This is a genomic window from Paucibacter soli (assembly GCF_037482845.1).
GTDB lineage: Bacteria > Pseudomonadota > Gammaproteobacteria > Burkholderiales > Burkholderiaceae_C > Paucibacter_B > Paucibacter_B soli.
The window spans coordinates 610,033-632,441 of the sequence record NZ_JBBHJW010000002.1 but is presented as its reverse complement, the minus strand read 5'-3'; the positions used below and the strand labels follow the sequence as shown (position 1 = coordinate 632,441).

At 68.3% G+C, this 22,409-nt stretch carries 18 protein-coding genes; 10 read left to right on the top strand and 8 right to left on the bottom strand.

What is annotated here, in order from left to right; genetic code table 11:
• The first annotated feature begins 15 nt into the window (after positions 1–15).
• Complete coding sequence (locus WG898_RS07610; RefSeq protein WP_339602152.1) at positions 16–465, top strand: DUF3717 domain-containing protein; 450 nt, start codon at positions 16–18, stop codon at positions 463–465.
• Positions 462–1,859, top strand: a complete 1,398-nt coding sequence (locus tag WG898_RS07605; protein ID WP_339602151.1) for an MATE family efflux transporter — start codon at positions 462–464, stop codon at positions 1,857–1,859. Before WG898_RS07610 ends, WG898_RS07605 begins: the two co-directional genes overlap by 4 nt.
• 2 nt (positions 1,860–1,861) lie before the next feature.
• Here the strand turns inward: WG898_RS07605 and WG898_RS07600 are convergent, their stop codons facing one another.
• The 4 genes from WG898_RS07600 to ettA all read right to left on the bottom strand — a co-directional run bounded on the left by WG898_RS07600 (position 1,862) and on the right by ettA (position 6,307).
• Positions 1,862–3,235: a sensor histidine kinase gene (locus tag WG898_RS07600; RefSeq protein WP_339602150.1), complete on the bottom strand. Its 1,374-nt coding sequence runs from the start codon at positions 3,233–3,235 to the stop codon at positions 1,862–1,864.
• Entirely contained in the window at positions 3,232–3,948 is a 717-nt protein-coding gene (locus WG898_RS07595; RefSeq protein ID WP_339602149.1) for a response regulator, read from the bottom strand. Before WG898_RS07595 ends, WG898_RS07600 begins: the two co-directional genes overlap by 4 nt.
• Positions 3,949–4,042: 94 nt before the next feature.
• A complete protein-coding gene (locus WG898_RS07590) occupies positions 4,043–4,510 on the bottom strand; it encodes a Spy/CpxP family protein refolding chaperone (protein WP_339602148.1) in 468 nt (155 codons plus the stop codon).
• Between the two features lie 132 nt (positions 4,511–4,642).
• Entirely contained in the window at positions 4,643–6,307 is a 1,665-nt protein-coding gene (gene ettA, locus WG898_RS07585) for an energy-dependent translational throttle protein EttA (RefSeq protein WP_339602147.1), read from the bottom strand.
• A 155-nt stretch (positions 6,308–6,462) separates the two neighbouring features.
• Here ettA and WG898_RS07580 point away from each other — a divergent pair, with 155 nt between their 5' ends.
• The 6 genes from WG898_RS07580 (at position 6,463) to WG898_RS07555 (ending at position 15,489) form a co-directional block, all read left to right on the top strand.
• Positions 6,463–8,043, top strand: coding sequence for an ABC transporter substrate-binding protein (locus tag WG898_RS07580; protein WP_339602146.1), 1,581 nt, complete (start codon positions 6,463–6,465; stop codon positions 8,041–8,043).
• 173 nt (positions 8,044–8,216) lie between these two features.
• Complete coding sequence (locus WG898_RS07575; RefSeq protein WP_339602145.1) at positions 8,217–9,695, top strand: DEAD/DEAH box helicase; 1,479 nt, start codon at positions 8,217–8,219, stop codon at positions 9,693–9,695.
• Between the two features lie 78 nt (positions 9,696–9,773).
• Complete coding sequence (locus WG898_RS07570) at positions 9,774–10,448, top strand: NAD(P)H-binding protein (protein WP_339602144.1); 675 nt, start codon at positions 9,774–9,776, stop codon at positions 10,446–10,448.
• Entirely contained in the window at positions 10,445–11,812 is a 1,368-nt protein-coding gene (locus tag WG898_RS07565) for an MBL fold metallo-hydrolase RNA specificity domain-containing protein (protein ID WP_339602143.1), read from the top strand. The genes WG898_RS07570 and WG898_RS07565 overlap by 4 nt, the downstream gene beginning before the upstream one ends.
• Before the next feature lies 1 nt (position 11,813).
• A complete protein-coding gene (mnmC, locus tag WG898_RS07560) occupies positions 11,814–13,739 on the top strand; it encodes a bifunctional tRNA (5-methylaminomethyl-2-thiouridine)(34)-methyltransferase MnmC2/FAD-dependent 5-carboxymethylaminomethyl-2-thiouridine(34) oxidoreductase MnmC1 (RefSeq protein ID WP_339602142.1) in 1,926 nt (641 codons plus the stop codon).
• A gap of 181 nt (positions 13,740–13,920) precedes the next feature.
• On the top strand, positions 13,921–15,489 hold the full coding sequence (locus WG898_RS07555) for a M4 family metallopeptidase (protein WP_339602141.1): 1,569 nt from the start codon (positions 13,921–13,923) through the stop codon (positions 15,487–15,489).
• 448 nt (positions 15,490–15,937) lie between these two features.
• On the opposite strand, the gene rpiA is transcribed toward WG898_RS07555, so the two are convergent.
• Positions 15,938–16,603, bottom strand: coding sequence for a ribose-5-phosphate isomerase RpiA (rpiA, locus tag WG898_RS07550; protein WP_339602140.1), 666 nt, complete (start codon positions 16,601–16,603; stop codon positions 15,938–15,940).
• Between the two features lie 25 nt (positions 16,604–16,628).
• Complete coding sequence (locus WG898_RS07545) at positions 16,629–17,765, bottom strand: 3-deoxy-7-phosphoheptulonate synthase (RefSeq protein ID WP_339602139.1); 1,137 nt, start codon at positions 17,763–17,765, stop codon at positions 16,629–16,631.
• 77 nt (positions 17,766–17,842) lie between these two features.
• On the opposite strand from WG898_RS07545, the gene WG898_RS07540 reads away from it, so the two are divergent.
• Entirely contained in the window at positions 17,843–18,883 is a 1,041-nt protein-coding gene (locus WG898_RS07540) for a quinone-dependent dihydroorotate dehydrogenase (RefSeq protein WP_339602138.1), read from the top strand.
• A 5-nt stretch (positions 18,884–18,888) separates the two neighbouring features.
• Entirely contained in the window at positions 18,889–19,347 is a 459-nt protein-coding gene (locus WG898_RS07535) for a CYTH domain-containing protein (RefSeq protein ID WP_339602262.1), read from the top strand.
• A 52-nt stretch (positions 19,348–19,399) separates the two neighbouring features.
• Here the strand turns inward: WG898_RS07535 and WG898_RS07530 are convergent, their stop codons facing one another.
• Positions 19,400–19,894: an FxDxF family PEP-CTERM protein gene (locus tag WG898_RS07530; protein WP_339602137.1), complete on the bottom strand. Its 495-nt coding sequence runs from the start codon at positions 19,892–19,894 to the stop codon at positions 19,400–19,402.
• Positions 19,895–20,056: 162 nt separating this feature from the next.
• The gene (gene parC, locus WG898_RS07525; RefSeq protein ID WP_339602136.1) at positions 20,057–22,405 is read right to left on the bottom strand and encodes a DNA topoisomerase IV subunit A; all 2,349 of its coding nucleotides are present in this window, start codon (positions 22,403–22,405) and stop codon (positions 20,057–20,059) included.
• Positions 22,406–22,409 lie beyond the last annotated feature (4 nt).

Sequence of the window (22,409 nt, the reverse complement as noted above, 5' to 3'; positions counted from 1 at the left end):
ATGCAGACGCCAGCCATGGCCGCCATCCACATCACGGACATCGAGGCCGCCATCAACTGGTGGCGCGAGCGCGAGCCCTCCGACGGCCTACGCGCCTGCGCCGCCGTGCTGGCGCTGGCCGAGGTCTATGGCCTGCTGGTCTACTACCGCGAGAGCGAGTGCGACGAAGACAGCATGCCCGCCGCCGCCAGGCAGGCCTGGCTGGCCTGGTACGACAGCACCCCCGACGCGCCCTGCATCGCGATCTGCTCCACCAGCCAGGGCGACGAGGTCTGCAAGGGCTGCGGCCGCACGTTTGACGAGGTGCAGAACTGGCCGGTGATGACGCCGGCCGAGAAGCGCGTCACCTGGCGCCGCATCTCCATCGAGGCCACGGCCTGGCGCTTCAACCGCTATGCCGAGCGCGCGCGCGAGTTCATCGGCATCGACCATCCGCAGCAGCGCCAGCCGGGAGCCGGCGCTTGAGCGCAGCTCATCTGGACAGCCTGCGGCGCCTGCTGCCGCTGGCCTGGCCGGTGTTCGTGGGCCAGCTGGCGGTGCTGGGCTACTCCACCGTCGACACCATCCTGGTGGCGCGCCACTCGGCCATCGACCTGGCCGCGCTGTCGGTGGGCTCGGCCGTCTTCATGACCATCTTCATCGGCCTCATGGGGGTGGTGCTTGCGGTCTCTCCGGTGGTGGGCCAGCTGTTCGGCGCCGGCCGGATGCGCGAGGCCGGCGACGAACTGCACCAGGCCATCTGGCTGGCCCTGTTGCTCACGCTGGTCGGCGAGCTGGTGCTGCTGTGCCCCGGCCCCCTGCTGGCGATCGCCCAGGTCACGCCCGAGGTCGAGACCAAGGTGCGCGGCTATCTGCTAGCCCTGAGCGTCTCGCTGCCGGCCAATCTGATCTTCACCGCCTACCGCGGCTTCAATACCGCGGTGTCGCGGCCCAAGGCGGTGATGGTGCTGCAGGTGGGCGGGCTGGCACTCAAGCTGCCGCTCAGCGCGCTGCTGGTGCATGGCTTCGCCCTGCCGGGCCTACCGGGCTGGCAGGTGCCCGCCCTGGGCGCGGTAGGCTGCGGCATCGCCACCGCCATCGTGATGTGGGGTCAGGTCTTGATCTCGCTGGCGATCCTGCGCCGCGACGGCTTCTACGCCCGCTTCGGCCTGCACGACGGCGGCCTGCACCGGCCGCGCCTGCAGGCGATGCGCCAGCTGCTCAGGCTGGGCCTGCCGATGGGTGGCGCCATCCTGATCGAGGTCACCGGCTTCACCTTCATGGCCATCTTCATCGCCCGCCTGGGCGCCACGCCGGTGGCCGGCCACCAGTTGGCGGTGAACATGATCGCGCTGATGTTCATGATGCCGATGGCGCTGGGCAATGCCGCCGGTACCCTGGTGGCGCAGCGCGTCGGTGCGCATGACGCGGCGGATGCGCGCCGCCTGGGCTGGCACAGCCTGGAGATCGCGCTGGCGCTGTCCTGCCTGCTAGGCGGCCTGGTGTTCTTCGCGCGCGAGCAGGTGCTGGGCCTGTACACCCAGGATCCCGCCATCATCGCCGCCGCCCTGCCCCTGCTGCTGTGGGTGTGGATCTTCCATATGGGCGATGCCGGCCAGACCGTGGCCGCCTTTGTGCTGCGCGCCCACCATGTGGCCCACGCGCCGATGCTGATCTACGCGGTAGCGGTGGCCGGTCTGGGCCTGGGCGGTGGCTATGCGCTGGCCTTCGGTCATGCACCTGGCGCGCCGCAGGCCTGGCACGGCGCGCCCGGCTTCTGGGTGGCCGCCACCGCCGGGCTGGTCAGCGCAGCCACGGCCTTGAGCGCGCTACTGGCCTATGTGCACCGCGTGGAAGCCAGGGAACAAGTCAGGGGCTAAGTTCAGGCCAGCGGCAGGCTGAGCACGAACTCGCTGCCACCACCGGTGCGCGGCTCGCAGCGCACCTGGCCGCGATGGCGCTGGGCGATCTGCTTCACCAGGCTCAGGCCCAGGCCCACGCCGCCGGCCTGCTCGGCATGGCCGGGCAGGCGGAAAAAGGGCTCGAAGATGCGTTCGCGCATGGCCTCGGGCACGCCGGGTCCACGATCGCAGACGCGCAGCTCCAGCATGGCGCCGCGCCGGCCCAGCTTCAGCAGCACCTCGGGCCCGCCGTAGCGGCGCGCGTTCTCCAGCAGGTTGCGCAAGGCGCGGCGCAGCAGGCGTTCCTCCCCGCGCAGAGCCAGCTCGGCCGCGCCGTCCTCGGGTTCGAACTGGGCGCCGCTGCGCGCCGCTTCCTCGGCGGCCAGGGCCAGCATATCCACGGCCTCCGGCAGCGGCTCCTGCTGGCCGGCCTCCAGCCGGCTCGCCAGCAGCACCTCCTCCACCAGTGCATCCAGCTCGCCGATATTGGTGTGGATCTCGGCCTGCAGCCTGGCGCGTTGCGCCGGGCTGGCCTCGTCCAGCATCGCGAAGGCCATCTTCAGCCGCGCCAGCGGCGAGCGCAGCTCGTGGCTGGCATTGGCCAGCAGGCTCTGGTGCGAGCGCAGCAGCGATTCGATGCGCTCGGCCGCGCGGTTGAAGCTCAGCGCCAGGGCGCTGACCTCGTCATTGCCCTGGTCGTCGACGCGATGATTGAGTTGGCCCTCGCCGAACTGTTCCACGCCGCGCTTGAGCGCCTCCAGGCGGCGCGTGAGCCGCTTGACAACCGGAAACGCACCCGCCGCCACGCCCACGAACAGCAGCACCAGCAGGGCCACCAGCATCTCGCCATTGGCGCGCGGACCCAGCAGCGGCAGCGCAGCCCATCCGGGGTCGTCACGCCGCAGCATCGGCCGCGGCGGCCGCTCGCCCCCACCACCGCCGCCATCGCGCGCCATAGCGCCACCCGGCGGAGGCCGCCAGCCGCGCATGAAGCTGATGCTGCGGCCATCGTCCAGCTTGATCCTCAGTGCACGGCCACCAACGCCCTCCTCACGGCGTTCGAACAGCTCGGTGGCGGCGATGCGCTCGCCCCGCACATCGTCCAGCGCGATCGCCAGGCGCAGGCGCTCACCCCATTCCTCCAGCACCGCGGCCTGCTGCTCGCGCGGCGCATCGGCCGCCGGCAGCACGCGCTGGATCAGCTGCGCCATCGCGGTCAGCCTGTCCTTGGCCGCCACCTCGAAGTTGCCGCGTTCCTGCTCGATCTGCTGATGGAACAGCCAACCGGAGCCGAGTGCGAACGCCGCCAGCACCACCACCAGGGTCAGGTAGATGCGCCAGTACAGCGACCTCACTCGCCGCTGCCTTGCGCGTCCTGCTTGCGCGCGAACACATAGCCGGCGCCACGCACCGTCAGCACCCGGCGCGGTGCCTTGGGGTCGTCCTCGATGACGGCGCGGATGCGCGAGATATGCACGTCGATGGAGCGATCGAAGGCCTCCAGCGGATGGCCCTTGAGCGAATCCATGATCTGGTCGCGCGAGAGCACCCGGCCGGGGCTTTGCGCCAGCACCACCAGCAGGTCGAACTGGTGGCTGGTGAGGTCGCAGACCTTGCCGTCCAGGCGCGCCAGGCGTGCCGCCAGATCGATCTCCAGACGGCCGAAGCGCAGCAACTCGTCGGTGGGCAGCTCGGGCTCCAGGCGGCGCAACAAGGCCTTGATGCGGGCCTGCAACTCGCGCGGCTCGAAGGGCTTGGCCAGGTAGTCGTCGGCGCCCAGCTCCAGGCCCAGGATGCGGTCCATGGGCTCGCCGCGTGCCGACAGCATCAGCACCGGCAAGCGCTTGAAGCGCTTGTCGCCGCGCAGCCCGCGGCAGAAGTCCAGGCCGTCGCCGTCGGGCAGCATCAGGTCCAGCACCAGCAGATCGGGCAGGGCTGCGTCCAGCGCGGCACGCCCCTCGGCCAGCGAGCCGGCCACCTCAACCTCGAAACCCGCATGGCGCAGATAGTCCCCCAGCATGCCGGTGAGGCGGGCGTCATCGTCGATCAGCAGCAGTCTGGAACTCATGGCTCTCGCATGGGTGGCGCCGCGCGCCCTGGCCAACTCGCGTTGCTGGCGGGCGGTGCCGTCCGGGTGGGCATAGGCCTGAAGCATAAGGCCCTCAGTGGCTGTGTGCCTTCATGCGCTCGGCCATGCGCGCCTGCTGTTTCTTCATGCGTTCGGCCAGCTTGGCGCGCTGCTCCGGCGTGAGCACGCGTGCCGCATCGATGAAGGCCTGGCTCATGCGCTTGCTGATGGTCTCGTGCAGGGCCTGTTGCTGCTGGCGCAGCGCCTCGATGGAGACGGCGTCGATATTGGCGGCGGCGTACAGGGTCAGGCTTTGCGCATGCAGGGCGCGGGCGCTTTCATGCGTGGCCTTCAGGTCGGCGCGCGCGGCATCCATGATCTGCTTGATCTGGGCGCGCTGGGCATCCGTCGCGTCCACCGCATCCAGCATGTGTTCGGCATGGGCGCCCAGCATGCCGGGGCCGCCCATCATCATCATGCCGCCGCGCGGGCCATGGCCCTGAGCCTGTGCCAGGCTGCCCGCCATCACCAGGGCCAGGGCTGCGAACTTGAGCTTGCTCATGTGATTCTCTCCATCGGGTTGCGATGGAAGCATGTTCGCGCCGTCAAGTGAGGCGCTTGTGCGGGCGCCGTAAAGATGTGTGAAGAATGAAGAATGAAAAAAGGAGCCCGCGGGCTCCTTTGTCTTCTTCCATCACTTGATCGGCTTGAAGCGCATGCGCTTGGGGCGCGCGCCTTCTTCGCCGAGGCGCTTCTTCTTGTCGGCCTCGTACTCGTGGAAGTTGCCGTCGAAGAAGAACCACTGCGAATCGCCCTCGCAGGCCAGGATATGCGTGCAGATGCGATCCAGGAACCAGCGATCGTGCGAAATCACCATGGCCGAGCCGGCGAACTCCAGCAGCGCCTCTTCCAGCGCGCGCAGGGTTTCGACGTCAAGGTCGTTGGAGGGTTCGTCCAGCATCAGCACATTGCCGCCCTGGGCCAGGGTCTTGGCCAGGTGCAGGCGGCCGCGCTCACCACCGGAGAGCTGGCCCACCATCTTCTGCTGGTCGTTGCCCTTGAAGTTGAAGCGGCCGATATAGGCACGGCTGGGCATCACGAACTTGCCGACCACGATGTTGTCGAGGCCGCCCGAGACGTCTTCCCATACCGTCTTGTCGGCGTCCAGGCTGGCACGGCTCTGGTCCACAAAGGCCAGCTTGGCGGTCTTGCCGATCTTCACCGTGCCCGAGTCCGGCTGCTCGACGCCCTGGATCATGCGGAACAGCGTCGACTTGCCGGCGCCGTTGGGGCCGATGATGCCGACGATGGCGCCCGCGGGCACCTTGAAGCTGAGGTTGTCGATCAGCACCCGGTCGCCGAAGCTCTTGGAAACGTTCTCAAACTCGATCACCTCGTTGCCCAGGCGTTCGGCCACCGGGATGAAGATCTCGTTGGTCTCGTTGCGCTTCTGGTAGTCGACGTCGCTGAGTTCCTCGAAGCGGGCCAGACGCGCCTTGCTCTTGGCCTGACGGCCCTTGGCATTGGAGCGCACCCACTTGAGCTCCTCCTTCATTGCCTTCATGCGCGCGTCTTCGGTCTTCTGCTCCTGCTCCAGGCGGCTTTCCTTCTGGTCCAGCCAGTCGGAGTAGTTGCCCTTCCAGGGGATGCCGCGGCCGCGGTCCAGCTCCAGGATCCACTCGGCGGCGTTGTCGAGGAAGTAGCGATCGTGGGTGATGGCCACCACGGTGCCGGGGAAGCGCTGCAGGAACTGCTCCAGCCACTCGACCGACTCGGCGTCCAGGTGGTTGGTGGGCTCGTCCAGCAAAAGCATGTCGGGCTTGGAGAGCAGGAGGCGGCACAGCGCCACGCGGCGCTTCTCGCCACCCGAGAGCACGCCGATCTGCGCGTCCCAGGGCGGCAGATTCAGGGCGTCGGCGGCCAGTTCCAGCTGCAGATCGGTGTTCTCGCTGCCAGCGGCGGCGATGATGGCCTCCAGCTCACCCTGCTCGGCGGCCAGGGCGTCGAAATCGGCGTCCGGCTCGGCATAGGCGGCATAGACCTCGTCCAGGCGCTTCTTGGCGGCCAGCACGCCGCCAATGCCCTCTTCCACCGCCTGGCGCACGGTCTGGTCCGCATTGAGCTTGGGCTCCTGCTCCAGATAGCCGATCTTGATGCCCGGCATCGGCACGGCCTCGCCCTCGAACTCCTTGTCCACGCCGGCCATGATCTTCAGGATGGTGGACTTGCCCGAGCCGTTCAGACCCAGCACGCCGATCTTGGCGCCGGGGAAGAACGACAGCGAGATGTCCTTGAGGATGTGCCGTTTGGGTGGAACCGTCTTGTTGACGCGGTTCATTGAGAAGACGTACTGGGCCATGAAGGGTCCTGTGTGGAGATGCTGTAGTTGCTTGTACTGCGGTGCCGGCGCGCAGCGGCGGATTGCGCCAGCGCCAAACCGCCTATTGTCGCAGCTTCGCGTCGCGCTCCTTGATTGAGGTACAAAGCGCACTGTCCCAGCCAGGAGCATCGCCCATGCACAAGACCCTCAAGCTCACCCTGCTCGCCGCCGGCCTCGCGCTGGCCCTGGGCCTGCAGGCCCAGACCCTGCGCTGGGCCAGCCAGGGCGACCCGCAGACCATGGACCCGCATTCGCAGAACGAGTCCATGACGAACATGATGAACGGCCAGGTCTACGAGACCCTCACCAAGCTCGACGCCAGCCTCAAGCCGGGGCCAGGTCTTGCGTTGGAATGGAAGCAGGTCGCGCCGCTGGTCTGGCGCTTCAAGCTGCGCCCCGGGGTGAAATTCCATGACGGCTCGGCCTTCACGGCCGACGACGTGGTGTTCTCCATCAACCGCGCCAAGGACATCAATTCGCAGATCCGCGTCTACGCCAATGCGGTGGGCACGCCCAGGAAGATCGACCCTCTGACGGTGGAGTTCCAGCTGGAGCGCGTCAACCCGATCTTTCTGCAGCACATCAACACGCTCTTCATCATGAGCAAGAGCTGGTGCGAGGCGCACAAGGTCACCCGGCCGCTGAACTTCAAGGACAAGGAAGAGACCCATACCTCGCTGAACGCCAACGGCACCGGCCCCTATGTGCTGGCGAGCCGCGCCCCCGGCATCAAGACCACCTACAAGCGCAACCCGGCATGGTGGGGCAAGTTCGACGGCAACGTGCAGGAGATCGTCTATTCGCCTATCGGCAACGACGCCACGCGCCTGGCGGCGCTGGTCTCGGGCGAAATCGATCTGGTGCTGGACCCGGCACCGCGCGACGTGCCGCGCCTGCGCAATACCGCCGGCGTGAAGGTGCTGGAGGGGCTGGAGAACCGCCTCATCTTCGTCGGCATGGACCAGCAGCGCGACAAGCTGCTCTATGCAAACGTGCCGGGTGACAAGAATCCCTTCAAGGACCTGCGCGTGCGCCGCGCGCTCTACCAGGCGATCGACATCGAAGCCATCAAGACCAAGCTGATGAACGGCCTGGCCGCACCCACCGGCGGCCTCACGCCCTCGGCCAAGGGTTCCTACGAGGATCCGGCCATCGAGGCGCGCCTGCCGCACGACATGGCCGGCGCCAAGAAACTGATGCAGGAGGCCGGCTACCCGGATGGCTTCGAGGTCACGATGGACTGCCCCAACAACCGCTATGTCAACGACGAGGAGATCTGCCTGGCGCTGGCCTCGATGTGGGCCCAGCTCAAGGTCAAGGTCAAGGTGAACGCGCAGCCGCGCGTCATCACCTTCCCCAAGCTGGAGAAGCAGGACACCAGCCTCTATCTGTACGGCTGGGGCGGCTCGATCACCGACGCCGAAATCATCATGACCCCGGTGTGGCGCAACCGCGGCGACAACGGCGTGGGCTACAACAACTTCGGCGGCTGGAAGAACGACAAGTTCGACCAGCTTGCCGCCGCCTCCAGCGTCGAGGCAGACCCTGCAAAGCGCGAGGGAATGGTGAAGGCCGCGCTGAAGGAGTTCAAGGACGGCATCCATGTGATTCCGCTGCACCGTCAGATGATCCCCTGGGCGCTGCGGCACAATGTCACGGCCGTGCACCGCAGCGACAACTGGCTGGAGGTGGCCTGGGTCAACGTCGCCAAGTAAATCTCGCCGCGGCCGGGGCCACGCCCTATAATGCCGCCCAACGCCGCGCTTCTCAGTCTTGCGCGGCGTTTCTTTTTCTTCAGCTCAAGCACGCTCCTTGTTCAGCCCGAAGACTGGCGCCATTCTCAATGGCGCGGCTGTTCACCATGGGCACCGTGCGCAAATCGCACTCAATGAGTTTTGATTCTCTGGGCCTGGCCGCCCCCCTTCTCAAGGCCATCGCCGACGCCGGCTACTCCACCCCCACCCCCATCCAGAGCCAAGCGATCCCCGCCGTTCTCCAAGGCGGTGACCTGTTGGCTGGCGCACAGACCGGCACGGGCAAGACGGCCGGTTTCACGCTGCCCATGCTGCACCGCCTCGCGGCGGGCGGCCCGGTGCTGAACAAGCGCGGCAAGCCCGCCATCCGCGCCCTCGTGCTGACCCCCACGCGCGAACTCGCGGCCCAGGTGGAGGAAAGCGTCAAGACCTATGGCAAGTACCTGCCGCTCAAGAGCATGGTGATGTTCGGCGGCGTGGGCATGCAGCCGCAGATCAACCGCCTGCGCGACGGTGTGGACATCCTGGTGGCCACGCCCGGCCGCCTGCTCGACCATGCGCAGCAGGGCACGCTGGACCTGAGCCAGGTGCAGATCCTGGTGCTGGACGAAGCCGACCGCATGCTGGACATGGGCTTTGTGCACGACATCAAGAAGGTGCTCGCGCTCTTGCCCGCCAAGAAGCAGAGCCTGCTGTTCTCGGCTACCTTCAGCGACGAGATCAAGGCCCTGGCCGACCGTCTGCTGAACCAGCCCGCGCTGATCGAAGTGGCGCGCCGCAACCAGACCAACGAGTCGATCGCGCAAAAGGTCCACCCGGTGGGCCGCGAGCGCAAGAAGGAGCTGCTGGTTCACCTGATCAAGAGCGGCGACTGGCACCAGGTGCTGGTGTTCACGCGCATGAAGCATGGTGCCAACCGCCTCACCGACTACCTGAATGACCAGGGCATCAGCGCCATGGCCATCCATGGCAACAAGAGCCAGGGTGCGCGCACCAAGGCACTGGCCGACTTCAAGTCGGGCGATCTGACGGTTCTCGTGGCCACCGACATCGCGGCCCGCGGCATCGACATCGACCAGCTGCCGCATGTGGTGAACTACGAGCTGCCCAACGTCCCCGAGGACTATGTGCACCGCATCGGCCGCACCGGCCGCGCCGGCGCGCAAGGCGAGGCGGTCTCGCTGGTGTGCGTGGACGAGAACGGCTTCCTGCGCGAGATCGAGAAGCTGATCAAGCGCGAGGTCCCCAAGGAGGTCGTGCCCGGTTTCGCCCCCGATCCGAGCGAGCGCCCCGAGCCCATCGTGCTGGGCCGCATGGTGCTGAACGGCAACGGCAGCCGCAGCAGCGCTGGCCGCGGTGCGCCCTCGCGTGGTGGCGCTGGCCGTGGCGCGCCGCGCGACGGTGCTGGCCGTGACGGCGGGCGCGACGCCGGCCGCCATGGCGCGCCGGCCGCCAAGCGCCCGGCCGGCCCTGCTGCGGCGCATACCGGCCACGGTGGCGCCAAGCCGGCCCAGCCCCGCCATGCTCAGCCGGCCCGCCCGGCCGCGCCCAAGCCCAACGGCGGCGCACCGCGCCACAACAACGGCCCGCGCCTGACGCAACCCAAGCGTTGAGTACGCCGGTGTAGCCGCTGCACATCAGGCCCGCCGCGCAAGCGCCGGGCCTGTTTTGTTTGCGCCTACCATGCGCGCATGAGTCACATCACACAGTCGGTCTGGGTGGCGGGGGCCAGCGGCCTGGTGGGGCGCGCGCTGCTGCAGGAATTGCTGCGCACGCCGCTGCAGGTGCATGCGCTGGTGCGCAAGCCCATCGCCGAGCTGGCAGCTAGCCCGCGGCTGCGCCAGCACCAGGTGGACCTGCGGCGCCCCGATCTCGGCGGGCCGCTGCCGCCGGCACATGCGCTCTACATCTGCCTGGGCAGCACGATCGCCCAGGCGGGTTCGCGCGAGGCATTTCGCGCCGTCGATCACGATGCGGTGCTGAACGTCGCGCGCGCCGCGCGCGTGCTGGGGGTCAGGCGTTGCGCGGTGGTCTCGGCGCTTGGGGCCGACCCGCATTCGGCCGTGTTCTACAACCGCGTCAAGGGCGAGATGGAAGAGAGCCTGCGCGGCCTGGGCTTCGAGCGCCTGGTGATTGCGCGGCCCTCACTGCTGGACGGCGAACGCACGGCGCTGGGTCAGCCCAGCCGCCTGGCCGAGCGCTGCACCCTGGCCCTGCTGCGCCCGGTGCGCGGCCTGATCCCGGCACGCTGGCGCCCGATCCGGGCGCAGCGCGTGGCACGCGCGATGATGTTGGCACTTTCGCAACGCGGGCCGGCCGTCCAGGTGTTGGAATCGGCCGAGCTGCAAACCCTGGGGGCCGCATGAAAATCAGCTTTCTTGGCGCGGCGGACGCCGTCACCGGATCCCGCCATCTGCTGGACCTGAACGGCCAGCGCCTGCTGCTGGACTGCGGCCTGTTCCAGGGCTACAAGGTGCTGCGCGAGCGCAACTGGGCGCCGTTCGGCGTCTCGCCCTACAGCATCGACGCGGTGCTGCTCTCGCATGCGCACCTGGACCACAGCGGCTATATCCCGGCACTGGTGCGCCAGGGCTTCAAGGGTCAGGTCTTTTGCACCGGCGCCACACGCGCACTCTGCGACGTACTGCTGAAGGACAGCGCGCATCTGCAGGAGGAAGACGCCAAGCGCGCCAACCGCTACGGCAGCTCCAGGCATGAAAAGGCCCTGCCGCTCTACAGCCTGGCCGATGCCAAGAAGGCGCTGGCACATTTCGTCGGCCTGCCGCGCGACGGCAGGCTGCGCCTGGGCAAGGCCGAGATCCGTTTTACGCCGGTGGGCCATCTGCTGGGCGCCTCGGCCATCAGCGTGAGCTCGGGCGGCAAGACCCTGGTCTATTCGGGCGACATCGGGCGCGACAACGATCTGCTGATGCCCGCACCCCAGCATCTGCAGCGCGCCGACGTGCTGCTGATCGAATCCACCTACGGCAACCGCCTGCATCCGGCCGAGGACGTGCAGCAGCGCCTCGCCCAGATCGTGCGCAACACCCTCAAGCGCGGCGGCAGCGTGCTCTTGCCCAGCTTCGCGGTGGGCCGCGCCCAGGCGCTGCTGCTGGTGCTGCAGCGCATGCGCCAAGCGGGTCAGCTGGATGACGGGGTGCCCATCATCCTGGACAGCCCGATGGCCATCGAGGCCACCGAGGTCATGCTCAAACACCAGCGCCTGCTGCGCGTCAGCGCGCGCGAGCTGGCCGGGCTGCGCGACGGCGTCAAGCTCATCAGCAAGCCGGCCGATTCGCTCAGGCAGGCCGCCAGCCTAATGCCCCAAAAGCCCGCCATCATCATCTCGGCCAGCGGCATGGCCACCGGCGGGCGCGTGCTCAACTACCTCAAGACGATGGCGCCGCAGGCACGCCACCACATCGTCTTTCCCGGCTTCCAGGTGGGTGGCAGCCGCGGCGCCAAGATGGTGGAGGGCGCGCGCGAGATCAAGCTGCATGGCGAATATGTGCCGGTGAATGCCGAGGTTAGCCATCTGGAAGGCTTCTCCGGCCATGCCGATGCCGATGGCCTGATGGCCTGGTTGCGCAGCTTCGAGCAGCCGCCCGCGCAGACCTTTGTGGTGCATGGCGAGCCGGCCGCCAGCGATGCGCTGCGCAGCCGCATCCAGGACGAGCTGGGCTGGCGCGTGCGCGTGCCGCAGCATGGCGAAACGGTGCCGCTGGGCTGACGTGAAATCCTGTCCCATCGTTCCCGCCCGAGTGGATTTCAGCGGCGACCCGAGCACGCCCCGCGCGCCCCAGTTTGGCGATGTCTACCATGCCCGTGCCGGGGCGTTTGCGCAGGCCGAGCATGTCTTCCTGCGCGGCAACGGCTTGCCCGAGCGCTGGCGCGGACGCCGCCGTTTCGTGATCCTGGAGACCGGCTTCGGCCTGGGCAACAACTTTCTGGCCAGCTGGGCGGCCTGGCGGGTCGATCCGCAGCGCGCCGAGCGACTGGTGTTCATCAGCATCGAAAAGCACCCGCTCACACGCGCCGATATGGCGCGTGCGCATGCCGGATCGCCCGCGCCCGAGCTGGCGGCGCAGCTGCTGCAGGCCTGGCCGCCGCTGACCCACAACCTGCATCGCCTGGATTTCGAGAACGGCCGCGTCGAGCTGCTGCTGGCCCTGGGCGAGGCGCGCGACTGGCTGGCCGAGCTGGTGGCCGAGGTCGATGCCTTCTACCTCGATGGTTTTGCGCCCGCGCTCAACCCCGAGATCTGGGACCCCTACCTGCTCAAGCGCCTGGGCCGCCTGGCGGCGCCCGAGGCCACGGCCGCGACCTGGAGTGCGGCGCGGCCGGTGCGCGACGGCCTCGCCGCCGCCGGTTTCGAAGTGCGCAGGCGGCCCGGCCTGGGCAGCAAATGGCATATGACGGTGGCGCGCTACCAGCCGCGCCATGCGGCGCAGCGGCCGGCCGCGCGCCTGCCGCTGGCGCGCGAGGCCAGGCAGGTGCTGGTGCTGGGCGCTGGCCTGGCCGGCGCGGCCTGCAGCGCGGCGCTGCGCGAGCAGGGCCTGCAGGTGACGGTGCTGGAGGCGCGCGATGCCCCCGCCCAGGGTGCCTCGGGCAACCCGGGCGGGCTGTTCCACGGCACCCTCAACCCCGACGATGGCACCCACGCCCGCTTCAACCGCGCCGCCGCCCTGCAGGCCGAGCGCGCCATCACGGCGCTGGCCGGCCAGCTGCCCTGGCTGCAGCGCGGCCTGCTGAGGCTGGAAACGCGCCGCAGCCTGGCCGAGATGCAGGCCCAGATCGAACGCCTGGCCCTGCCCGACGACTATGTGCAGGCGCTGCCGGTAAGCGACGCCGCCGCGCGCAGCGGCCTGGCCCTGACCCAGCCCGCCTGGTACTACCCGGGCGGCGGCGCAGCGCCGCCGGCTGCCCTGGTGCGCGCCTGGTTGGCCGATACACCGGTGCGTTATGGCGTGCAGGTGGCGGCGCTGCGACGCACGGCGGCCGGCTGGCTGGCGCTGGATGCACAGGGGCATTGCCTGGCCGAGGCCGAGGCGGTGGTGCTGGCGCTGGGCCACGCCAGTGCGCCGCTGCTGTGCAGCCTGGCGGCACAGCAGCCCTGGCCGCTGACGCCCCAGCGCGGTCAGCTCAGCATGCTGCCGGCCCTGCCGGGGCTGCGCGTGCCGCTGCTGCCGGTGGCCGGCAGCGGCTATGCCATCGGCGACGGCCAGGGCGGCCTCTGGTGCGGCGCCACCGCCCAGGACGGCGACGAGGATGGCCGGCTGCGTCCCGCCGACCATGCCCACAATCTGCAGCAGTACGAGCAGCTCAGCGGCCTGCCCCTGCCGGCCGCGGCCTGGCAGCTGCCGCCGCAGGGCCGCGTGGGCTGGCGCCTCACCACGCCCGACCGCCTGCCCCTGGTCGGCGGCCTGGCCGACCCGGCCTACCAGGGGCGCCGCGATCAGCTGCGCCTGCTGCCGCGCCTGCCCGGGCTGCTGGTCTGCACCGGGCTGGGCTCGCGCGGCATTGCCTGGGCCCCGCTGTGCGCCCGCATCGTGGCGGCCCAACTGGCCGGGGCGCCGCTGCCGCTGCAAGCCGATCTGGTGGATGCGCTTGACCCGGCAAGGTTTGCCCGCAGCAGGAGGCCTCAAACCGACGCATGAGTTTTGGTTATGTGCGCATTACTTTATTCATCCCGGCTTGGCAAGCGGGGCTGCTCCCAAGAGGGATAGCAAGGATGCGCGGCCGGCCACGCATGACGGACAGTGCCCCCCGTGCATGCCGCTGGGCCCATCAGGCCCGGCACGGCGGCCGTCAACAACCACAAGTTCGGAGCCATTTCTGATGATGTTCAGGTCCAAATTCGCCTTCCGTCCCGCCGCTGCAGCCGCCCTGGCGCTCGGCCTTGCACTGGCAGGCTCGCAGGCCGCCGCCGCCCCCGGCAAGGCCGAGGCCCGCGCCCTTGGCCATATCGCCAACTTTGCCGGCCGCAGCCACCACAGTGCCGACCAGAGCTATGAGCTGCACGACCTCGTGATGGACGCCAACGGCACCGAGCATGTACGTTTCAACCGTCGCTTCAAGGGCCTGCGCGTGCTGGGCGGCGACCTGGTGGTGCGCTCCAACGGCCAGGGCATGCTGGAAGACATCTCGCTGACCCTGCAGCGCGAGCCCAAGGTGGACGACAAGCCCAGCGTGTCGCTGGGCCAGGCCAAGCGCATCGTGGCCCAGAGCCACGCCGGCGACGACCAGGGCCATGCCCCCGAACTGGTGGTCTACGCCCGCGGTGACCTGCCCCGCCTGGCCTGGGATGTGCGCGTCTTCAGCGAAGGCAAGGACGGCACGCCCAGCGAGAAGCATGTGATCGTCGATGCCCAGCTGGGTACCCTGCTGGACGCCTGGGACGATGTGCACACCGCCGCCGCCAACGGCACCGGCAAGAGCCTGTACAGCGGCAATGTGGCGCTCACCACCAACAGCATCAGCGGTGGCTACGAATTGCGCGACCCCAGCCGCGGTGGCACCTACACCACGAACCTGGGCAACCGCACGCGCGGCGGCGCTATCGTGACCGACAGCGACAATGTCTGGGGCAACAACGCCACCAGCGATGCCGCGTCGGCCGCCGTCGACGCCCAGTACGGTACCGCCATGACCTGGGACTATTACAAGAACGTGCATGGCCGCAACGGCATCGCCAACGATGGCAAGGGCGCCTACAACCAGGTGCACTATGGTCGCGCCTACAACAACGCCTATTGGTCGGATGCCTGCTTCTGCATGACCTATGGCGACGGCGACGGCACCAGCCTGCGCCCGCTGGTGTCGCTGGACGTGGCCGGCCATGAGATGACCCATGGCGTGACCAGCCGCAGCGCCAACCTGACCTACTCCGGCGAGTCCGGCGGCCTCAACGAAGCCACCTCCGACATCTTCGGCACCATGGTCGAGTTCTACGCCAACAACGCCAATGACGCTGGCGACTACCTGATCGGCGAGAAAATCATGATCAAGTCGCCCTGGATGCGCAGCATGATCAAGCCCAGCGCCGACGGCGGCTCGGCCGACTGCTGGTACTCCGGCGTGGGCAGTCTGGACGTGCACTACAGCTCGGGCGTGGCCAACCACCTGTTCTTCATCCTGGCCGAAGGCACCAATAGCAGCTACGGCAGCAGCCCCACCTGCAAGGCCGGCGACACCCGCGTCGCCACCGGCAATGCGGTGCTGAGCGGCATCGGCCGCGACGCCGCCGCCAAGATCTGGTACCGCGCGCTGACCACCAAGATGACCTCCAACACCAACTACGCAGGCGCACGTGCGGCCACCATCGCGGCGGCCAACGACCTCTACGGCGCCGGCAGCGCCACCGCCAATGCGGTGGCGGCAGCCTGGTCGGCGGTGGGCGTCAATTAAGTTCGTCAGGCCCAATGAAAAGCGCCCCGCGGGGCGCTTTTTTCATGGCTCTTCGCTGATGTGCGGGGACGCTTCCACAAATGTTTAGCAGCGAGTGAGCTCGCGCCGCAGCCCAGGCCGGCAGGCACTCGGCCCCAGCGGTGTTGGCAAAGCCCTGGGCGGGTGGTTGCGAAGGCCCTTTGCGCTGCCGAGCAGCACAGCGCCTTGTGGCCGCGCGCGTATCCGCGCGCCTCAAGCACTGGATTGGCGCTGCCTGTCTGAGCGTAATGAGCGCAGCGAATGCAGCGAGTTCAGCGCCCGGCCACAAGGTGCGAGCAGCACAGGGAAGCCCGAGCTCCGCGAGGGCCTGCGCAGCCGGGCCGCAGCGGCCAACCGCCCAGGGCTTTGCCGTCCGACCACGCCGGATATTGGCGGCTCCTCACATCGGCGATGAACCGCTTCTTGTCGCCTAGAAAGTCAGCGTCTTCACGCCCTCGGCCGTGCCCAGCAGGCAGACGCTGGCGCGGTTGCGCGCGAACACGCCCACCGTCACCACGCCGGGCCACTGGTTCACATCGGCCTCGAAGGCCTTGGGGTCACGGATCTGCAGGCCGCGCACATCGAGGATCTGGCAGCCGTTGTCGGTCACCACGCCGGCGCGCAGCGTGGCCTGGCCGCCCATGGCCGCAAAGCGGCGCGCGATCTGCGCGGCGGCCATCGGGATCACCTCCACCGGCAGCGGGAAGGCACCCAGCACCGGCACCAGCTTGGATTCGTCGGCGATGCAGACAAAGCGCTCGGCCAGATCGGCCACGATCTTCTCGCGCGTCAGCGCCGCGCCGCCGCCCTTGACCATATGGCCGGCATGATCGATCTCGTCGGCGCCGTCGATATAGACCGGCAGGCTCGTCACCTCCCCGGCCTCCAGCACGCGAATGCCCAGAGCCTGCATGCGCTCGGTCGAGCGCACCGAGCTGGAGACGGCACCGGCAACTGCCAGGCCGCTGGCCGCCAGCGCGTCGATGAATTTGTCCACCGTCGAGCCGGTGCCCACGCCGACGATGCTGCCGGGCGTGACGTATTGCAGGGCGGCCTGGCCGACCAGGGTCTTGAGTTCGTCTTGGGTCAGTGACATAGGGTTCTTCTTGCTCGTCAAGGGGTCAGGTGTTGCGGCGCTGGCGCACGGCGGCCGCGAGTTCGCGCAGCAAGGGTTCGGTCTGGGTCCAGCCCAGGCAGGCGTCGGTGATGGATACGCCGGGCTTGAGGTCGGCCTTGGTCTGGCCCTCGGCCAGATCCTGGCGGCCGGCCTGCAGGTGCGACTCGATCATCACGCCGGTGATGCGCCTGTCACCTTGTCCATTGCCGCCGCCGATCTGGCCAGCCACGTCATGGCCGACCTCGATCTGGCGTTCATACTTCTTGCTCGAATTGGCATGCGAGAAGTCGATCATCACCTGCTCGCGCAGGCCGGCGCTCTTGAGCGCATCGCAGGCCTGCTGCACCGAGGCGGCGTCATAGTTGGGCGCCTTGCCGCCGCGCAGAATGATGTGGCAGTCGTCGTTGCCGCGCGTCTCGAAGATGGCGGCCACGCCCATCTTGGTCATGCCCATGAAGGCATGGCTGGCTTGTGCCGCCAGCACCGCGTCGGAGGCCACCTTGATGCCGCCATCGGTGCCGTTCTTGAAACCCACCGGGCAGGACAGTCCGCTGGCCAGCTGGCGATGGCTCTGGCTTTCGGTGGTGCGCGCGCCGATCGCGCCCCAGGCGATCAGGTCGGAGATGTATTGCGGCGATAGCAGGTCCAGGAACTCGGTGCCGGCCGGCAGGCCCAGGGCGGTCACGTCCAGCAGCAGCTGGCGCGCCAGGCGCAGGCCCTCGTTCATGTGGAAGCTGCCGTCCAGGCGCGGGTCGTTGATATAGCCCTTCCAGCCCACCGTGGTGCGCGGCTTCTCGAAATAGACGCGCATCACCACCAGCAGATCCTGGCTCAGTTCATCGCGCAAATCCTTGAGCAGGCGCGCGTAGTCCATCGCCTGGTCGTGGTCGTGGATCGAGCAGGGGCCGACCACCACCAGCAGGCGGTCGTCGCGGCCGTGCAGCACATCGCTGATCTCGACGCGCGCACGCTCCACCAGGCTCAGCGAGGCGTCGGGCAGAGGCAACTCGTCGAGCAAGAGGGCCGGCGAGATCAGCGGCCGCACGGCGCCGATGCGGGTGTCGTCGGTGCGGGTACTGTCCTGTGTGCCATCGCGGGAGCCGACTTCGCGGTCATGTTGAGGATCATCCAGAGGCTTCATGGCGGGCACTTCCCTTTGTCGCAGATCGGCCATTATCGCTAGGGACCCTCTGTCAGCGATGCGACAATCCCAGCCCTATGTCGTTGCTGCCCTACGCCCTCACCCGCCCCCTGCTCTTCAAGCTCGACCCCGAGCATGCGCATGAACTGACCCTCGACAGCATCGCCAGGCTGCAGAACACGCCGGCCGCCTGCCTGTGGTCGCAGCCGCGGGTGGCGGACCCGATTGAGCTGGCCGGGCTCAAGTTCCCCAACCGCATCGGCCTGGCCGCCGGCCTGGACAAGAACGGCCGCTGCATCGACGGCCTGGGCGCGATGGGCTTTGGCTTCATCGAGGTGGGTACCGTCACGCCCAAGGGCCAGCCCGGCAACGACCGGCCGCGCATGTTCCGCCTGCCCGAGGCCCAGGCCCTCATCAACCGCCTGGGTTTCAACAACGAGGGCCTGGCCAGTTTTCTGGCCAATGTGCAGCGCGCACACAGCTTCCGCGCCGCCGGCGGCCTGGTGGGCCTGAACATCGGCAAGAACGCCGCCACGCCGATCGAGCAGGCGGTGGACGACTACCTGATCGGCCTGGACGGCGTGTTCCCGCATGCCGACTACGTCACCATCAATATCTCCAGCCCCAACACCAAGAATCTGCGCGCGCTGCAAAGCGACGCGGCGCTGGACGCCTTGCTGGGCGCGCTGCAGACGCGCAAGCTGCAATTGCAGGCGAGCTCGGGCCGCGTGGTGCCGATGTTCGTGAAGATCGCGCCCGATCTGGACGAGGCCCAGGTGGCGGTGATCGCCCAGACCCTGCAGAACAATGGCATCGACGGCGTGATCGCCACCAACACCACCATCGCGCGCGAGGCCGTGAAGGGCCTGCCGCATGCCGAAGAGGCGGGCGGCCTGTCGGGCAAGCCGGTGTTCGAGGCCAGCAACAAGGTGATACGGCTGCTGCGCGCCGCGCTGGGCAGCCACTATCCCATCATCGGCGTGGGCGGGGTGCTGAGCGGTGCGGATGCGCGCGCCAAGCTGCAGGCCGGCGCCGACCTGGTGCAGCTCTACACCGGCCTGATCTACAAGGGCTCGGCCCTGGTGCATGAATGCGCCCAGGCGATGGCAAGGCCCTGAGCGTCATGGGCATCGAGATCGAGCGCAAATTCCTGGTGCGCGGCGAGGACTGGAAGGCCTGGCCGGCGCAGCTGCTGAGCCAGGGCTATCTGAGCCGCGACCCGGCGCGCACGGTGCGCGTGCGCATCGCCGGCGATGCAGCCTTCCTGACCATCAAGGGCCGGAGCGTGGGCGCCAGCCGCGCCGAGTTCGAGTACCCGATCCCGGTGGACGATGCGGTGGCGCTGCTCGCCCTGTGCGAGGGCCCGCTTGTCGAGAAGCTGCGGCGCGTGATTCCCCATGCCGGCATGCAATGGGAGGTGGACGAGTTCCTGGGCGACAACGCCGGCCTGGTGGTGGCCGAACTCGAACTGCTGCATGCCGACCAGGGCTTCGAGCGCCCGCCCTGGCTGGGTGACGAGGTCACCGACGACGCGCGCTACTTCAACTCGGCGCTGGCCGCCCATCCCTTCAGCCACTGGTAGGGCAAAAGAAAAGCGAGCCGAGGCTCGCCTGGTGGTTCAGCGCAATGCTGGATCAGACGCTTTGGCGGCGACGCGCCAGAAAGCCCACCACGCCCAGGCCGGCCAGCAGCATGGCATAGGTTTCGGGCTCAGGTACCGGTGCCAGCGAGGAATTGAGCTGGTAGGTGCCGGCCAGCGCGCCGGCAGCAACCGAGGCCGTCACTTTGTAGTAGTAGTTGCCGGCCGTGAGCGTGCCGAAGGCGTGGTTCACCGCCGCCTGGTCAAACTGGAAGGAGTCCAGCGCCACGGCATTGCCCACCTTATACAGCTCAACCATGCCGCCGGTCAGATTGAACACGCCGCCGTCGTTGGACACGCCCACCGCGACCAGATTGCCCGAACTTGCCAGGCTGAAACTCCATACATCGCTGAGCAACGAGCCCGCACCAATGGCGCTGCCGAAACCCAGTTCTATGGGATCGTGCTGCGCCCAGGCGCCACCGCCCGCATGGGCCGACATGCCGGCCATGGCGACAGCCAGCGCGGCCATCACTTGTTTCAATTCCATTCGAGACTCCCCTTGACTTGAACCCAAGCAGTTCGCGTTCATTGTGCAACGCGTCAATGCCAAATCCGTCACGTTCTTGCCCCTACCTTTGGGGGGATGTCCCCTGAAACCTGTTAACAGATGTGACCACCGTCCCAGGCTGGTTCCGTGGCGGCGCCTGACTCAACCGGCCAGCACGCGCAGCACCTTTTGCATGCCCTCCACCGGCTTGCCCTTGCGCGCCCTCTTGCCGGCGTAGCTGGCAAGACCTGCCCCCTTGAGCAGCTCTTCCTTGGGCTTGCCGCCGCGGCCCGCGCCCAGCACCTGCAGGCTGTTGGTGAAGGCCGCGGTGCTGATGAGCGCATCCTTGGGGTCCAGGTCGATCAGGGTCAGGCCGCGGCCGCCCTTGGGCTGGTGCTTGAGCTCGTCCAGCGCATAGGTCAGCAGGCGGCCCTGCAGCGAGAGGCAGGCAAGCTGCACACCCAGCACCTCGCCGGCCGGCACCGGGCTCGGTGGCAACGGCTTCTCCTCGCCCTCCAGGCTCAGGAAGGTCTTGCCGGCCTTTTGCCGGCCCACCAGATCGCCCAGCTGGGCGATCAGGCCAAAGCCGCCGGTGCCGGCCAGCACCAGGCGCTGGCTGCTCGCCGCGGCGTAGTAATGCGCAATCTGCGTGCCCGATTCCAGCTCGATCAGGGTGGTGATGGGCTGGCCATCGCCACGCCCGCCCGGCAGCAGCGCCACCGGCACCGAATAGACCCGGCCATTGCTGCCGAACACGATGAGCGGGTCGACGCTGCGGCAGGGGAACACGCCGTAAAGCTGGTCGCCCGACTTGAAGCTCAGTGCCGCGGCGTCCACCTCGTGGCCCTTGAGCGCACGCACCCAGCCCTTCATGCTCACCACCACGGTGACCGGCTCGTCGACGATCTTGACCTCGGCCACCGCCCTCTTCTCTTCCTGGATCAGGGTGCGGCGCTCGTCGCCATAGGTCTTGGCGTCACCCTCGATCTCCTTGACCACGGTGCGCTTGAGCACGCTGGGGTTGGCCTGGATGTCCTCCAGCTTGGCCTGCTCCTCGCGCAGGCTCTTGAGCTCCTGCTCGATCTTGATGGCCTCCAGCCGCGCCAGCTGGCGCAGGCGGATTTCCAGGATGTCCTCGGCCTGGCGGTCGCTCAGCTTGAAGCGTTCGATCAGCGCGGCCTTGGGCTCGTCGGCATTGCGGATGATGCGTATCACCTCGTCGATGTTCAGCAGCACCAGCTGCCGGCCCTCCAGCACATGGATGCGGTCCAGCACCTTGGCCAGGCGGTACTCGGTGCGGCGCAGCACCGTGGCCATGCGGTAACCCAGCCATTCGCCCAGGATCTGCCGCAGACCCTTCTGGGTAGGCCGGCCGTCGCTGCCTATCATGGTGAGGTTGATGGGCGCGCTGGTCTCCAGGCTGGTGTGGGCCAGCAGCGTGGTGATGAGCTCCTGCTGCTCCACGGTGCGACTCTTGGGCTCGAACACCAGGCGCACCGCGGCGTCCTTGCTCGATTCGTCACGCACCCCGTCCAGCACCGCCAAGAGCGAAGCCTTGAGCTGCAGCTGCTCCTGAGAGAGCGCCTTCTTGCCGGCCTTGACCTTGGGGTTGGAGAGCTCCTCGATCTCCTCCAGCACCTTTTGCGCGCTGGTGCCATGCGGCAGCTCGGTCACCACCAGCTGCCACTGACCGCGCGCCAGGTCCTCGATCTTCCAGCGCGCGCGCAGCTTCAGGCTGCCGCGGCCGCTGCGGTAGGCGGCCTGGATGTCCTCGGCCGGGCTGATGAGCTGGCCGCCGCCGGGATAGTCAGGGCCGGGGATGTGGGCAAAGAGCTCCTCGTCGCTGAGCTTGTCGTTCTTCAACATGGCCACCGCGGCGGCCGCCACCTCGCGCAGATTGTGGCTGGGCACCTCGGTGGCCAGGCCCACGGCGATGCCGCTGGCACCGTTCAGCAGCACAAAGGGCAGGCGCGCAGGCAGCTGTTTGGGCTCCTGGGTCGAGCCGTCGTAATTGGGCACGAAGTCCACCGTGCCCTCGTCGATCTCGTCCAGCAGCAGCCGGGTGATGGGCGCCAGGCGCGCCTCGGTATAGCGCATCGCCGCGGCGCCGTCGCCATCGCGGCTGCCGAAATTGCCCTGGCCGTCGATGAGCGGATAGCGCTGGCTGAAGTCCTGCGCCATGCGCACCAGGGCGTCATACGCGGCCTGGTCACCATGCGGGTGAAAGCGGCCCAGCACATCGCCGACCACGCGCGCGCTCTTCACCGCCTTGGGGCCGGCCGCGGTGGTGAAGGCCAGGCCCATGCGCTCCATCGAATAGAGGATGCGGCGCTGCACCGGCTTCTGGCCGTCGCAGACGTCCGGCAGGGCACGGCCCTTCACCACCGAGAGCGCGTACTCCAGGTAGGCACGCTCGGCGTAATGCGCCAGGCTGAGGGCATCGCCACCATCGCCACCATCACGGGGCGCGGCGGGCTTGGGGTCGTCGAAATCGAATGCGTTCTGGTTCATTGGT